This window comes from Pseudomonas sp. R3-41 (assembly GCF_054161485.1).
The window spans coordinates 1282288-1296575 of the sequence record NZ_CP096421.1; the positions used below are offsets into that span (position 1 = coordinate 1282288).

Below are 14288 nucleotides of genomic sequence, written 5' to 3' on the forward strand. Positions count from 1 at the left end.
TTGTGGATCCGTCAGCGGACGGTTCTGTGTTAGGAGGCAGTGTGACAAGAGCAAAGCGTACAGCGGCGGATCCGGGCGGGGCCTGGAAGCGGTAACGGCGCCGGTACAGGTCGATCCGGCTTTTTATCGGGGCAATGAACCCGCCTGGAGGACGACCTTGGACCGAGCATACAAAAGCCCCGACGCGGATTGTATTGCACTAGGACAATTGCTTTGCCGCCATGGCCGCGCAATGCTGTGCGCCCCCGTTCTCACGCCGGTTGCAGCCGTTATGGATAAGTGGAAATCAGCCTTGGACCTCGCCCGCAGCGGTGAATCCAAATACAAGATCCTGGTGCAGGCCATCGCCGACGATATCGAACAGGGCGCCTTGGCCAACGACCAGCGCCTGCCGCCGCAGCGGCAGGTGGCCGACGCCATGGGCATCAGCGTGCAGACCGTCACCAATGCTTACAAGGAGCTTGAACGCCAAGGGCTGGTCCGTTGCGAAGTAGGGCGCGGCAGTTTTGTTTCGCGGCGCATGAGCGACCGGGTCGCCACCTACATACTCGACAGCCCCGAGCGGGCGCTGGTGGATTTTTCCATCACTCGCATCCTCCACACTCGCGAGCACGACCAGGCCTGGCGGGATACCTGCGCGGCGCTGAGCACTGAAGAGGACCAGCCGTGGATTCACGCGTTTCGGCCCATCGCCGGTTTCGAGTCCCATCGCGAAGCGGCGGCGCAGTGGATTGGCCGGCAAGGGCTGAAAGTCGACCGTAACGATGTGCTGATCACCAACGGCGCGGCCCATGGGATCTTCCTGGCGCTCGCTTCCCTGGCGGGCCCCGACGATGTGGTGCTCTGCGAAGGCTTGACCGACCACGGCGTGATCGGCAATTCCCAGGTGTTGGGCTTCACCCTCAAGGGCCTGGAGATGGATCGCCATGGCATCGATCCCGAACATTTCGAAGACATGTGCAGCAACGAGCGCATCACGGCGCTGGTGTGCACACCGAACCTGAACAACCCCACCACCAGCCTGATGCCCGACGCCCGGCGCCGGGAAATCGCCGAGATCGCCCGGCGCTTCGGTGTGCACATTATCGAGGATGATGTATACGGTCCGCTGCTGGACGAACGCCGCGCGCCGCCCATCAGTCACTATCTGCCGGAGTTGTCGTTCTACTGCACGAGCATGACCAAGTCGGTGCTCACGGGGTTGCGCATCGGTTACCTGGTGGTGCCCAAGCGCCTGGCACTGCGCACCGAGAGCATTTTGCGGGTGAACAGCTGGATGGCCACGCCGATGGTCTCGGAGATCGCCGCACGCTGGATCCGCGACGGGCGCGCCGATTCGTTGCTGCATCTGCAAAGGCGCCTGTTGGCCGGACGCCAGGCGATGGTCAGCGAGTACATGGGCGAACATGTATTGGCCCAGCATCCCCATGCCTTGAACGCCTGGATCGGCATCCCGCCCCACTGGGAAGTGGACAGCCTGGTGCGGGCGCTGCGCCACAAGCACATCGCCGTCACTTCCCCCGACCCGTTCACCGTACGCGGCACTCCCCGGCCGCGCGCGGTGCGAGTGTGTGTCGGCGCCGAATGCAGCGATGAAGAAATGCGCCATGCGCTGATCGGCATGCGCGAGATCTTCAACCAGTATCCGCAGATTCATGATTTCTAAACGCCGAATGTGTGAGCGACTCATCCCTTTTTGTGGGAGCGGGCTTGCTCGCGAAAGCGGTCTGCCCGTCACATCAATGCTGGATGTGCCGCCGCCTTCGCGAGCAAGCCCGCTCCCACAGGGGATTTGCGGCGGTCGCTGGATTTGTGTTTGCCCCCCCAAAAATGTGGGAGCGAGCTTGCTCGCGAAGGCGGTGTGACAGCCAGCAGGGAGGTTAACTGTGAGGGCCTCATCGCGAGCAAGCTCGCTCCCACAGGGGATTTGTGGCGGGGGCAAGTAATCGATTTAAATTGCCCTAGTACATTCATCACCACAATCCAGCCCTCTTAGACTGCGCCCAACACATCTGCTCGGGACGCAGTCATGACAGGGTTGCAGCTTCAGGACATTTACCTCGCCCGCCAGCGCATTGAGTCGCAGGTCAGGCGCACGCCCATGGAGCATTCCCCGAGCCTGTCGCGACGGATCGGCGTGCCCGTATACCTCAAGCTGGAAGCCCTGCAAATCACCGGCAGCTTCAAGCTGCGCGGGGCGAGCAATGCCGTCGCGCAACTCAGTTCCGAGCAGAAGGCCCAGGGCGTGGTCACCGCGTCGACCGGTAATCATGGCCGGGCGCTCGCCCACGCGGCCTCGCAGCAGGGCGTCCGGGCGATTGTCTGCCTGTCGAACCTGGTACCGGCCAACAAGGTGCAGGCGATTCGCGATTTGGGCGCCGAGGTGTGCATCGTCGGCCAGTCCCAGGACGATGCCCAGCGCGAAGCCGAGCGCATCGCCCGAGAGCAGGGGGCAACGTTTTTACCGCCCTTCGATCACCCAGCGATCATCGCCGGCCAGGGCACCCTCGGCCTGGAGATCCTCGAGCAGCAGCCGGACGTGGCCCAGGTCCTGGTGCCGTTATCCGGCGGCGGCCTGTTCGCCGGGGTTGCCCTGGCCCTCAAAGGTGCCAACCCCGCGATCCAGGTCCACGGCATCAGCATGGCCCGTGGTGCGGCGATGCACGCCAGCCTCGCCGCCGGACAACCGGTGGACATCGAAGAGTTGCCGACCCTGGCCGACTCCCTCGGGGGCGGCATCGGCCCGGACAACCGCTACACCTTCGCCATGACCCGGCAATTGCGCGATGACCTGCACCTGCTCTCGGAAGCCTCCATCGCCAATGCCATCCGCCACGCCTATCACCACGAACGCCTGGTGCTCGAAGGCGCCGCCGTGGTGGGCATCGCGGCGCTGCTCGACGGCCTGGTCGAGCCGCGCGGCCCCATCGTCCTGGTGGTCAGCGGGCGCAACGTCGACATCGAACAACATGCCCGCGTGATCGCTGGTGCCAATGCCTGATAACTGTTAACGGAGCCCTGTCATGAGTGACGTCACCCTATTGAGCGAAGCCGACTTGCGCAGTTGCGTGGCCCTCGACCTGGCCAGCATCGACGCTGTCGAGCAGGCCTTCGTGCTCCTGGCCACCGCCGCCGTGGCGATGCCGCCGATCCTGCGATTGGACATTCCCGAGCACAACGGCGAAGTGGATGTGAAGACCGCTTACCTGCCGGGCCTGGAACGCTTCGCCATCAAGGTCAGCCCGGGTTTTTTCGATAACCCCAAGCTCGGCCTGCCCAGCCTCAACGGCATGATGATGCTGCTCTCGGCGCGCACCGGCTTGCTGGAAGCGTTGTTGCTGGACAACGGTTACCTCACCGCCGTGCGCACCGCAGCGGCCGGGGCAGTGGCGGCGCGTTGCCTGTCTCGCGAGGAAAGCCGCAGCGTCGCGCTGATCGGTGCCGGCGAGCAGGCGGCGTTGCAGCTTCAGGCACTGCGCCTGGTGCGGCCCATCGACGAGGTGCGGGTCTGGGCGCGCGATGCGCAAAAGGCCAAGGCGTTCAGCCAAGACTTGGCGCGTGACAGCGGACTGGCCGTCACGCCTTGCGCCTCCATTGACGCTGCCCTGGAAGGCGTGGACATCGCCATCACCTGCACCCCCAGTCGCGAGCCGCTGATCGAAGCCCGCCATTTGCACCCTGGCTTGCACATCACGGCGATGGGGTCGGACGCGGAGCACAAGAACGAAATTTCCCCGCAAGCCCTGGCGGCCATCGATTGCTATGTCGCCGATCGCCTGAGCCAGACCCGCGTACTCGGCGAACTGCACCACGCCCTGGCGGCCGGCACCGTACGCGATGACCTGGCGCTTCTTGAGTTGGGACGAGTATTGGCAGGGCAACGGCAGGGGCGCTCCGATGCGGCGCAAGTGACGCTTTGCGACCTGACCGGCACCGGCGCCCAGGACACCGCCATCGCCAACCTGGCGTTCGAGCGGGCGAGGGCGGCGGGCAAGGGCTTTGCGTTCGGTCGCTAGATCATTTTCTTCATGAGTTATTGAACAGAGGGCAGGTGGATGTCAGAGATCGTCGTCAATCTTCCGTTTAAACGGGAGGAATACGCCCAGCGCCTGGCGAAGGTTCGCGCGGCCATGCAGGCCCAGGGCCTGGAGCTGCTGCTGGTCACCGATCCGTCGAACATGGCTTGGCTCACCGGCTATGACGGTTGGTCGTTCTATGTGCACCAGTGCGTGCTGCTGGCGCTGGAGGGCGAGCCCGTGTGGTTCGGTCGCGGCCAGGATGCCAACGGTGCCAAGCGCACGGTGTTCATGCAGGCCGACAACATCGTCGGCTACCCGGACATCTACGTGCAGTCCCGCGAGCGCCATCCCATGGACTACCTGTCCCGGGAGGTAATCATCGCCCGTGGCTGGGGGGCGCTGAGCATCGGCGTGGAGATGGACAACTATTACTTCAGCGCCGCCGCGTACCTGTCGCTGCAAAAGCACTTGCCCGACGCGACGCTGGTAGACGCGGTGGGCCTGGTGAACTGGCAGCGCGCGGTCAAGTCGCCCCAGGAAATCGCCTACATGCGCATCGCCGCGCGCATCGTCGAGAACATGCACGGCCGGATCCTCGAACGCATCGAACCGGGCATGCGCAAGAACGAACTGGTGGCCGAGATTTACAGCAGCGGCATCCTCGGTGCCGATGGTCATGGCGGCGATTACCCGGCCATCGTGCCGCTGTTGCCCACCGGCGCCGATGCCAGCGCACCGCACCTGACCTGGGACGATTCGCCGTTCGAACGGGGCGCCGGGACCTTTTTTGAAATCGCCGGTTGCTACAAGCGTTACCACTGCCCGTTGTCGCGGACGATTTACCTGGGCAAGCCGCCCCGACATTTCCTCGACGGTGAAAAAGCCGTGGTCGAAGGCATCGCCGCCGGCCTGGACGCGGCCAAGCCGGGCAACATCACCGGGGACATCGCCGTGGCGTTTTTCAAGGTGCTGGAGAAGTTCGGCATCCACAAGGACAGCCGTTGCGGCTACCCCATCGGCATCAGTTATCCGCCGGATTGGGGCGAGCGCACCATGAGCCTGCGCCCTGGCGACAACAGCGTGTTGCAACCGGGCATGACCTTCCACTTCATGCCGGGGCTGTGGATGGACGATTGGGGCCTGGAAATCACCGAGAGCATTTTGATCACCGAGACCGGCGTCGAGACGCTGTGCAACGTGCCTCGTCAATTGTTTGTGAAGGATTGAGCCATGCCCGACTTGCCCAACAATCCCATCAGCGCCACGATCGACTTCAGCCGCGAGGGCGTGCAGCACGGCTTTCTCAAACTGCCGTATTCGCGGGACGATTCGGCCTGGGGCGCGGTGATGATCCCCATCACCGTGATCCAGCGCGGTAGCGGCCCGACGGCGCTGCTCAGCGGTGGCAACCACGGTGATGAATACGAAGGCCCGGTGGCCTTGAGCAAACTGGCCCAGCAGTTGACCGCCGAGGACGTCAGCGGGCGAGTGATCATCGTGCCGTTCATGAATACCCCGGCGTTCCATGCCGGGCGCCGCACTTCACCCATCGACAAGGGCAACCTGAACCGCAGTTTTCCCGGCCGGCCGGACGGCACCGTCACCGAGAAAATCGCCGACTATTTCAATCGCACGTTGTTGCCGTTGGCGGACATTGTCCTGGACATTCACTCCGGTGGCCGGACCCTGGATTTCCTGCCGTTCGCCGCCTGCCACGTCTTGCCGGACAAACAGCAACAGGCCCGCTGCGAGGCCGGGATGCTGGCGTTCAACGCGCCGTATTGCATGCGCATGTTGGAGCTGGACGCCGGGGCGATGTACGACACGGCGGCCGAATCCCAGGGCAAGGTGTTTGTCACTACCGAACTGGGCGGCGGCGGTTCATCAACCGCCCGCAGCGTGGCGATTGCCGAGCGCGGGGTGCGCAACCTGCTGATCCACGCCGGCATCCTGCGGGGCACGATCGAGCTGCAGCCGTCGCTGGTGCTCGACATGCCGGACGCCAGTTGTTTCATCGCCAGCGAACACAACGGTTTGCTGGAAATGTGCCGTGATCTTGGTGAAAACGTCACCCAGGGTGAGGTGGTGGCGCGTATCCATGACACCACCCGCAGCGGCGTCGCCCCGGTCGAATACCGCGCCGCCCGCAGCGGCCTGCTGGTGGCCCGGCACTTTCCCGGGTTGGTGCAGTGTGGCGATACGTTGGTAGTGATTGCGGATGTGTTGGCTTGATAACAGCCAGCCACAAATTTCCTGTGTACATATAAAACCTGTGGGAGCGAGCCTGCTCGCGATGGCGGTATAACAGATGATAGAGGTGCTGAATGTAATGGCCTCATCGCGAGCAGGCTCGCTCCCACAGGGATTTACGGTGATTGCAGGTTGGTGATTCGCCACAGATAAATGTGGGAGCGGGCTTGCTCGCGAACGCGGTGTGACATGCAATGGATATGTTGAGTTTGATGGCCTCTTCGCGAGCAAGCCCGCTCCCACAAAGGCCTGCGTTGAGTCTGAGTTTTTAACCACCCGGAGCCCGGCCCCATGCACAAACTCGATCGCTACGACCTCAAGATCCTGCAGATCCTCGCCGAGGATGGGCGCATCACCAAGTCGAGCCTGGCCGAGGCCATCAACCTGTCGGTGACGCCGGCCTGGGAGCGGGTGCGCAAGCTGGAAGCGGCGGGCTTGATCATCGGTTACCGGGCGCAGATCGATTGGGGCGCGGTGTTCAAGCGCCAGCAGGTGCTGGTGGAGATCACTCTGGCCCGGCACACCGCCCAGGATATGCGTCGTTTCGAGCAACGCATGATCGCCGCGCCGGAAGTGGCATTCTGTTACGCCACCGGTGGCGGTGTGGATTACCTGGCGATGATCCAGGCACCGGACGTTGATGCCTACCAGCGTTTCGTCGATCAACTGCTGCTCGAAGACCTCGGCATCGAACGCTACTTCACCTACATCGTCACCAAGACCATCAAGACTGCCGGTGCCTTGCCGGCGGAGTTGGCGTCCTCTTCCTGAGCACCGCAGAAAACACTGTCCAGCAGGTCGTTTCCAGAAAAAAGCCAAGGTCTGACCACGCGCAAACACCCGAAAGCCCAAGCGCCGCTGCCCTAGCATGGATTCACGCACACGCTCTGGAGTGAACGTCATGCCTTACCAACATCCGCTGCTGTTCAAAGCGCTTTGCTACATCGATGGCCATTGGGTCCACAGCGACAGTGGCCAAAGCATCGCGGTGCACAACCCTGCCACCCGCACGGTTATCGGCCATGTGCCGATGCTCGATCAGCCACAGATCGTCGCGGCGGTGGACGCGGCGCATCGCGCCTTCCCGGCGTGGCGCGAGCAGAGCCTGGAGACGCGCGGCGCGATCCTGCGGCGCTGGGCAGCGTTGATCACCGAACACAGCGATGACCTCGCACACATCCTCAGCCTGGAGCAGGGCAAACCGTTGGCCGAGTCCCGTGGCGAAATCGTCTATGCCGCCAGCTTCATCCCTTGGTTCGCCGAGGAAGCCCGGCGCCTTTACGGCCAGAACATCCCCAGCCATATCCCGAATGCGCACCTGGGCACCATCAAGGAGCCGGTGGGCGTCTGCGCGCTGCTCACGCCGTGGAATTTCCCTTCGGCGATGATTACCCGCAAGGCCGCCGCGGCCCTGGCTGCCGGCTGCACGGTGGTGATCAAGCCCGCCCACGAAACGCCGTACTCAGCGTTGGCCCTGGCGCAATTGGCCGAGGAAGCGGGCTTTCCCGCCGGGGTCTTCAACGTAGTCTTGGGCGAGCCGCAAATGGCCATGGAAACCCTGGTCAAGGACCGTCGTGTACGCTCGGTGAGTTTCACTGGCTCGACCCGGGTCGGCAAGCTGGTGCTGCAAGCGGCGGCCCATGACGTGAAGAAAGTCGCGCTGGAACTGGGCGGCAACGCGCCGTTCATTGTCTGCGCCGATGCCGACCTGACGCTGGCGGTGAAAGTCGCTGTGGAAGCGAAGTTCCAGACCTCGGGCCAGGATTGCTGCGCGGCCAACCGAATCATGGTGCAACGCCCGGTGTACCCAGCGTTCCTCAGTCGTTTCGCCGCAGCGGTGCGTGCCTTGCGCGTCGGGCCGGCCATGGTCGGTCAACAGGAACAGGACGTGGATGTCGGGCCGTTGATGCACCAGGCGGCGTTCGATGCGACCGCTGATCGTGTCGCCGATGCCCTGGCGCTAGGCGCTCAGCGCCTGGTGGGGGGCGAGGCCCACGCCTTGGGCGGGTTGTTCTATCAACCGACCGTGCTGGCCGATGTCACGCCGCAGATGCGCATCTACCGTGAAGAAAACTTCGCGCCCATTGCCGGGGTGATGCCGTTCGACACCCTGGACGAAGCCATCGAAATGGCCAACGACACCGAATACGGACTGGCGGCCTATATTTGTTCGAACCGCCTGGACGTCATCTATCCGCTGATTCGCCGTCTCGACCACGCCATGGTCGCGGTCAACGGCGTCAAGTTCACCGGCCACCCGATCCCCTTCGGTGGCATGAAAGCCTCCGGCCTTGGTCGTGAGGGTGGCAGCGAGGGCTTCGAGCCCTTTGTCGAAACCAAATATTTTTGCCTGCACCATCAAGGCCAGTTCCCAGGAGAGTCCGCATGAGCCAAGAATTCAACACGCTGTTCGAACAAGACCGTGCGCATTTCATGCACCCCTCGACCCACGCCCATGACCACGCCAGCGGCGCGCTCAAGGGCCGGATCATCAAGAGCGCGTCGGGCGTTCGCATTCGCGACCATGAGGGCCGTGAGTTCATCGACGCCTTTGCCGGGCTCTACTGCGTGAACATCGGCTACGGCCGCACGGAGGTGGCTGACGCCATCTATAAGCAGGCCAAGGAACTGGCCTACTACCACACCTACGTCGGCCACTCGAGCGAGGCGATCATCGAACTGTCCCGTCGCATCATGGACTGGGCGCCGGAAGGGATGAAGAAGGTTTACTACGGATTGTCCGGCTCCGATGCCAACGAGACCCAAGTCAAGTTGGTGCGCTACTACAACAACGTGCTGGGCCGGCCGCTGAAGAAAAAGATCATCTCGCGGGACCGTGGCTACCATGGTTCGGGCATCATGACCGGCAGCCTGACGGGGCTGGCGACCTTCCACCAGCATTTCGACCTGCCGGTGGAAGGGGTCAAGCACACCGTGTGCCCGCACTGGTATCGCAAGGCCCCGGTGGGCATGGACGAAGCGGCATTCGTGCGCTATTGCGCCGATGAGCTGGAGAAGATGATTCTCGCCGAAGGCCCGGACACCGTGGCGGCGTTCATCGGTGAACCGCTGATGGGCACCGGCGGCATCATTGTCCCGCCCGCCGGTTACTGGGATGCGATCCAGGCCGTGTTGAAGAAGTACGACGTGCTGTTGATTGCCGACGAGGTGGTCTGCGCGTTTGGTCGCCTGGGGTCGAAGATGGGCAGCCAGCGCTACGGCATGAAGCCGGACCTGATCACCACCGCCAAGGGGCTGACCAGCGCCTATGCGCCATTGTCGGCGGTGATCATCGGCGAAAAGGTCTGGAGCGTGATTGAAAAGGCCTCCCAGGCCGAAGGCGCCATGGGCCATGGCTGGACCTATTCCGGGCATCCGATCTGCGCAGCGGCGGCGTTGGCCAACCTCGACATCCTCGAACGGGAAAACCTCACGGCCAATGCCGAGGATGTTGGCGGCTACTTGAACTGTCGGTTGCGTGAAACGCTGGAAGGTCATCCGCTGGTGGGGGAGGTTCGCGGCGACGGCATGCTGGCCGCCGTGGAGTTCATGGCCGACCGCGAACAGCGCACGGCGTTCGACCCGGCACTCAAAGTCGGCCCGAAGGTCTCGGCTGCCTGCCTGGAGCGCGGCATGATCGCCCGCGCCATGCCCCACGGCGACATCCTGGGCTTCGCCCCACCGCTGATCCTGACCCGGGAGGATGCGGACCTGATCGTCGACATCACCAAAGGGGCTATCGACCAGGTGGCAGAAGAGGTGTTGGCTTAACTGAGATGCCTCAGTACACCGATCCCTGTGGCGAGGGAGCTTGCTCCCGCTGGGCCGCGAAGCGGCCCCAAAACCAGGCAACTCGGTGTGCCAGGAAAATCGAGTTCGCTGCTATAGGGCTGCTCCGCAGCCCAGCGGGAGCAAGCTCCCTCGCCACGGGAGATCAAATTGAAATAGGGAATTGGAACCAATAAAAAGCCCGCCTGATCATGGGATCGGGCGGGCTTTTGGGTGTCGCTTGGAAATTACTTCTTCAAACCGTAATGCTCATCGAGCATGCCGGGCGAATTCGGGGCCTTTGGCGCGTAGTCCCGTGGCGGTTCCTGGATCCCTTTGGGTGGGGTCAGGCGTTCCCGTGGCGTCTGTGCCGTATCGGCTTGCAGGGCAGCCAGCAGGCGCTGGCGAGTCTGCTCGTCCAGGGCCAGGCGATTGGCACCCTCGGACAAATGATCCTGGACTTCCTGGTAGCTCTGGGTGAGTTTTTTCACCAGAGAGGCGGTGCTGTTGAAGTGGGTGACCACTTCATTCTGATAACTGTCGAAACGTTCCTGGATGTCGTCCAGCTGACGTTGGGTGCTGTTGGGCACCGCGTTGGGCAGCAGGCGGGCAAGCAGGAATCCAATGGCGACACCGGCAACCAGGGCAAGAGTCGGCAACAACCAAACTAAGAGCGAGTGTTCCACGAGTCCTTCCTCTATAAACGGCTTTGCTTTACGTTAACGGCTCGGACCTGCGCTGTATACCGCGAAGAACATCGCAATCATGCCAGGCACAGACTTTTAGCTAGACGAGTCGACCCCATTCGGGGTCACGGAGTTCTTTCCCTTGCTTATGCGCGAAACCCCTGTAGTCATCGATGGCCCCGTGGGCCAACTGGAAGCCTTGTACCTGGACAACGAGGCCCCCCGTGGCCTGGCGCTGATCTGCCACCCGAACCCGGTGCAGGGCGGGACCATGCTCAACAAAGTGGTCTCGACCCTGCAACGCACCGCCCGGGACGCCGGGCTGGTTACGTTGCGTTTCAATTATCGTGGCGTGGGCGCCAGTGCCGGCACTCATGACATGGGCACTGGTGAAGTGGACGACGCCCAGGCGGTCGCCCAATGGCTGCGGGAAAAATACCCGCAATTGCCCCTGACCCTGTTCGGCTTTTCCTTCGGCGGATTCGTCGCCGCCAGCCTGGGCGGGCGCCTGGAAGCCCAGGGACAACCGGTCAAGCACTTGTTCATGGTGGCCCCGGCGGTGATGCGCCTGGATGAGCAGTCGCCTTTGCCGACCGGTGGCGAATTGACCGTGATCCAGCCGGAAACCGACGAAGTGGTCGATCCGCAGCTGGTTTACGCATGGTCCGACACGCTCCAACGTCCCCATGAGCTGCTGAAAGTGGCAGAATGCGGACACTTTTTTCATGGCAAGCTGACTGATCTCAAGGATCTGATCCTGCCGCGCCTCTCGAATTGACAGCAGTCTGACAAGCGATAACCCATGACGACGCGTACCCGTATCCTGACCGGCATCACCACCACCGGCACCCCACACCTGGGCAACTATGCCGGCGCCATCCGTCCGGCGATCCTCGCCAGCCGCGACAGCAACGCCGATTCGTTCTACTTCCTGGCCGACTACCACGCCCTGATCAAGTGCGATGACCCGCTGCGTATCCAGCGTTCGCGCCTGGAAATCGCCGCTACCTGGCTGGCCGGCGGCCTGGACGTGGACCGCGTGACGTTCTATCGCCAGTCCGACATTCCCGAGATCCCGGAGCTGACCTGGCTGCTGACCTGCGTCGCCGCCAAGGGCCTGCTCAACCGCGCCCACGCCTACAAGGCCTCGGTGGACAAGAACGTCGAGGCCGGCGAAGACCCGGACGCCGGCGTCACCATGGGCCTCTACAGCTACCCGATCCTCATGGCCGCCGACATCCTGATGTTCAACGCCCACAAGGTGCCGGTCGGTCGCGACCAGATCCAGCACGTGGAGATGGCCCGGGACATCGGCCAGCGCTTCAATCATCTGTTCGGCCAGGGCAAGGAATTCTTCACCATGCCCGAGGCGCTGATCGAAGAAAGCGTCGCCACATTGCCGGGCCTCGATGGCCGCAAGATGTCCAAGAGCTACGACAACACCATTCCGTTGTTCAGCAGCGCCAAGGACATGAAGGACGCGATCTCGCGAATCGTCACCGACTCCCGCGCCCCGGGCGAAGCCAAGGACCCGGACAATTCGCACCTGTTCACCCTGTTCCAGGCTTTCGCCACTGCCGAGCAGTCCGCCGAGTTCCGCAGCGAACTGTTGCAGGGCCTGGGTTGGGGCGAAGCGAAGAACCGCCTGTTCCAGTTGCTCGACAGCGAGCTGGGTGAGGCCCGCGAGCGTTATCACCAGTTCATCGAACGTCCATCGGACCTCGAAGACATCCTGCAACTGGGCGCGAGCAAGGCCCGGGCCGTGGCAACGCCGTTCCTCAATGAACTGCGCGAGGCCGTTGGCTTGCGGTCCTTCGTCAGCCAGGTCCAGGTGGCCACCCAGACCAAAAAGAAAGCGGCCAAGGCGGCACGTTTCGTCAGCTTCCGCGAGGAGGACGGCAGTTTCCGTTTCCGCCTGCTTTCCGCCGAGGGTGAGCAACTGTTGCTCTCGAACAATTTTGCCGACGGCAAGACCGCAGGGCAGGTGACCAAGCAATTGCAGGCCGGCCAACCCCTGGACGTACGCAGCGACGAGCTGAGTTTCAGCGTCTGGCTCGAAGGCGAATGCGTGGCGAATAGCGCAGCGTTCACCGACAGTGCCGCCCGGGACGCGGCCATTGATGCCTTGCGCATTGCCCTGACGCCTGCCCAGGACTGATCCGGCACGTCACCCGACCATCGGCCCGAATAAGGGCCGATTGCCATTCTTCTGGGCCATCGCTACAGTGACGGCCCGTTTTTGTTGCCTTGCTAACGAATATGACGCCCCTAGAACGATATCAAGCTGATCTGAAACGCCCGGAGTTCTTCCACGACGCAGCCCAGGAAACGGCGGTGCGGCATTTGCAGCGCCTGTACGACGACCTGGTCGCGGCCTCGAACAACAAGCCGGGCCTGTTGGGCAAACTGTTCGGCAAAAAAGACCAGGCGCCCGTCAAGGGCCTGTACTTCTGGGGCGGCGTTGGCCGTGGCAAGACCTACCTGGTGGATACCTTCTTCGAAGCGCTGCCGTTCAAGGAAAAGACACGCACGCACTTCCACCGCTTCATGAAGCGCGTGCACGAGGAAATGAAGACCCTGGGTGGCGAAAAGAACCCGCTGACCATCATCGCCAAGCGTTTTTCCGACGAGACCCGGGTGATCTGCTTCGATGAGTTCTTCGTTTCCGACATCACCGACGCGATGATCCTCGGCACCTTGATGGAAGAGCTGTTCAAGAACGGCGTGACCCTGGTCGCCACCTCGAACATCGTGCCGGACGGCCTGTACAAGGACGGTCTGCAACGAGCGCGTTTCCTGCCGGCCATCGCGCTGATCAAGGAACACACCGAAATCGTCAACGTCGACAGCGGCGTCGACTACCGCCTGCGCCACCTCGAACAAGCGGAGCTGTTCCACTTCCCGTTGGATGCGGCCGCCGAAGAAAGCCTGCGCAAGAGCTTCCGCGCCCTGACACCGGAATGCACCCAAGCGGTCGAAAACGACGAGCTGATCATCGAAAATCGCAAGATCCGCGCCATTCGCACCTGCGACGACGTCGCCTGGTTCGACTTCCGCGAACTGTGCGATGGCCCACGCAGCCAGAACGATTACATCGAACTGGGCAAGATCTTCCACGCTGTGTTGCTCAGCGGCGTCGAGCAGATGAGCGTCACCACCGACGACATCGCCCGTCGCTTCATCAACATGGTCGACGAGTTCTACGACCGTAACGTGAAGCTGATCATTTCGGCTGAAGTCGAACTCAAGGACCTCTACACCGGCGGTCGCCTGACCTTCGAATTCCAGCGGACCCTGAGTCGCTTGCTGGAGATGCAGTCCCACGAATTCCTGGCGCGGGCGCATAAGCCTTAGAAAATTCGGAACACCAAAAAAAGGCCTGCGATTGCAGGCCTTTTTATTTATTGATTCCCCACCGGACCCTGTGGGAGCTTGCTCGCGATAGCGTCCTGCCAGCCAACGTCCATGCTGCTGAACCACCGCCATCGCGAGCAAGCTCGCTCCCACAGTGGATCGGTGCCAGCCTCCGAGCTAACGCCGCAATGAATCGGTAAATTCTCAAAGC

The 14288-nt window shown here is 62.7% G+C and carries 12 protein-coding genes; 11 read left to right on the forward strand and 1 reads right to left on the reverse strand.

The features are described from left to right. Window positions 1–271: 271 nt before the first annotated feature. The 8 genes from ehuR to M1D99_RS05855 all read left to right on the forward strand — a co-directional run bounded on the left by ehuR (window position 272) and on the right by M1D99_RS05855 (window position 10040). Window positions 272–1666 (forward strand): MocR-like ectoine utilization transcription factor EhuR, encoded by a 1395-nt coding sequence (gene ehuR, locus M1D99_RS05820; protein WP_434574405.1) that lies wholly within the window; start codon window positions 272–274, stop codon window positions 1664–1666. A 363-nt stretch (window positions 1667–2029) separates the two neighbouring features. Next, window positions 2030–3001 carry a hydroxyectoine utilization dehydratase EutB gene (gene eutB / locus M1D99_RS05825; protein WP_458131504.1) on the forward strand — a complete coding sequence of 324 codons (972 nt, stop codon included), beginning with the start codon at window positions 2030–2032 and terminating at the stop codon, window positions 2999–3001. A 22-nt stretch (window positions 3002–3023) separates the two neighbouring features. Beyond that, window positions 3024–4016, forward strand: coding sequence for a cyclodeaminase (locus tag M1D99_RS05830; RefSeq protein WP_458131505.1), 993 nt, complete (start codon window positions 3024–3026; stop codon window positions 4014–4016). A gap of 39 nt (window positions 4017–4055) precedes the next feature. Further along, entirely contained in the window at window positions 4056–5246 is a 1191-nt protein-coding gene (gene doeA, locus M1D99_RS05835) for an ectoine hydrolase DoeA (protein ID WP_458131506.1), read from the forward strand. Window positions 5247–5249: 3 nt separating this feature from the next. Continuing rightward, window positions 5250–6251 (forward strand): N(2)-acetyl-L-2,4-diaminobutanoate deacetylase DoeB, encoded by a 1002-nt coding sequence (doeB, locus tag M1D99_RS05840; protein WP_458131507.1) that lies wholly within the window; start codon window positions 5250–5252, stop codon window positions 6249–6251. 309 nt (window positions 6252–6560) lie between these two features. Further along, window positions 6561–7040, forward strand: a complete 480-nt coding sequence (locus tag M1D99_RS05845) for an Lrp/AsnC family transcriptional regulator (protein WP_434574409.1) — start codon at window positions 6561–6563, stop codon at window positions 7038–7040. A 130-nt stretch (window positions 7041–7170) separates the two neighbouring features. After that, a complete protein-coding gene (locus M1D99_RS05850; protein ID WP_434574410.1) occupies window positions 7171–8658 on the forward strand; it encodes an NAD-dependent succinate-semialdehyde dehydrogenase in 1488 nt (495 codons plus the stop codon). Next, the gene (locus tag M1D99_RS05855; RefSeq protein ID WP_434574411.1) at window positions 8655–10040 is read left to right on the forward strand and encodes an aspartate aminotransferase family protein; all 1386 of its coding nucleotides are present in this window, start codon (window positions 8655–8657) and stop codon (window positions 10038–10040) included. Before M1D99_RS05850 ends, M1D99_RS05855 begins: the two co-directional genes overlap by 4 nt. A 245-nt stretch (window positions 10041–10285) precedes the next feature. On the opposite strand, the gene M1D99_RS05860 is transcribed toward M1D99_RS05855, so the two are convergent. Further along, window positions 10286–10723: a Z-ring associated ZapG family protein gene (locus tag M1D99_RS05860; protein WP_434574412.1), complete on the reverse strand. Its 438-nt coding sequence runs from the start codon at window positions 10721–10723 to the stop codon at window positions 10286–10288. Between the two features lie 148 nt (window positions 10724–10871). Between M1D99_RS05860 and M1D99_RS05865 the strand changes: the two genes are divergently transcribed. The 3 genes from M1D99_RS05865 to zapE all read left to right on the forward strand — a co-directional run bounded on the left by M1D99_RS05865 (window position 10872) and on the right by zapE (window position 14077). After that, window positions 10872–11501 (forward strand): alpha/beta hydrolase, encoded by a 630-nt coding sequence (locus tag M1D99_RS05865; protein WP_053124997.1) that lies wholly within the window; start codon window positions 10872–10874, stop codon window positions 11499–11501. 24 nt (window positions 11502–11525) lie between these two features. Further along, on the forward strand, window positions 11526–12881 hold the full coding sequence (locus M1D99_RS05870) for a tryptophan--tRNA ligase (RefSeq protein WP_434574413.1): 1356 nt from the start codon (window positions 11526–11528) through the stop codon (window positions 12879–12881). A gap of 101 nt (window positions 12882–12982) precedes the next feature. After that, window positions 12983–14077 carry a cell division protein ZapE gene (gene zapE, locus M1D99_RS05875; RefSeq protein WP_186705116.1) on the forward strand — a complete coding sequence of 365 codons (1095 nt, stop codon included), beginning with the start codon at window positions 12983–12985 and terminating at the stop codon, window positions 14075–14077. Window positions 14078–14288: the final 211 nt, after the last annotated feature.

Coding starts and splice junctions, on each gene's coding strand:
- ehuR (WP_434574405.1), top strand. CDS start 272: ATGGATAAGTGGAAATCAGCCTTGGACCTCGCCCGCAGCGGTGAATCC.
- eutB (WP_458131504.1), top strand. CDS start 2,030: ATGACAGGGTTGCAGCTTCAGGACATTTACCTCGCCCGCCAGCGCATT.
- M1D99_RS05830 (WP_458131505.1), top strand. CDS start 3,024: ATGAGTGACGTCACCCTATTGAGCGAAGCCGACTTGCGCAGTTGCGTG.
- doeA (WP_458131506.1), top strand. CDS start 4,056: ATGTCAGAGATCGTCGTCAATCTTCCGTTTAAACGGGAGGAATACGCC.
- doeB (WP_458131507.1), top strand. CDS start 5,250: ATGCCCGACTTGCCCAACAATCCCATCAGCGCCACGATCGACTTCAGC.
- M1D99_RS05845 (WP_434574409.1), top strand. CDS start 6,561: ATGCACAAACTCGATCGCTACGACCTCAAGATCCTGCAGATCCTCGCC.
- M1D99_RS05850 (WP_434574410.1), top strand. CDS start 7,171: ATGCCTTACCAACATCCGCTGCTGTTCAAAGCGCTTTGCTACATCGAT.
- M1D99_RS05855 (WP_434574411.1), top strand. CDS start 8,655: ATGAGCCAAGAATTCAACACGCTGTTCGAACAAGACCGTGCGCATTTC.
- M1D99_RS05865 (WP_053124997.1), top strand. CDS start 10,872: ATGCGCGAAACCCCTGTAGTCATCGATGGCCCCGTGGGCCAACTGGAA.
- M1D99_RS05870 (WP_434574413.1), top strand. CDS start 11,526: ATGACGACGCGTACCCGTATCCTGACCGGCATCACCACCACCGGCACC.
- zapE (WP_186705116.1), top strand. CDS start 12,983: ATGACGCCCCTAGAACGATATCAAGCTGATCTGAAACGCCCGGAGTTC.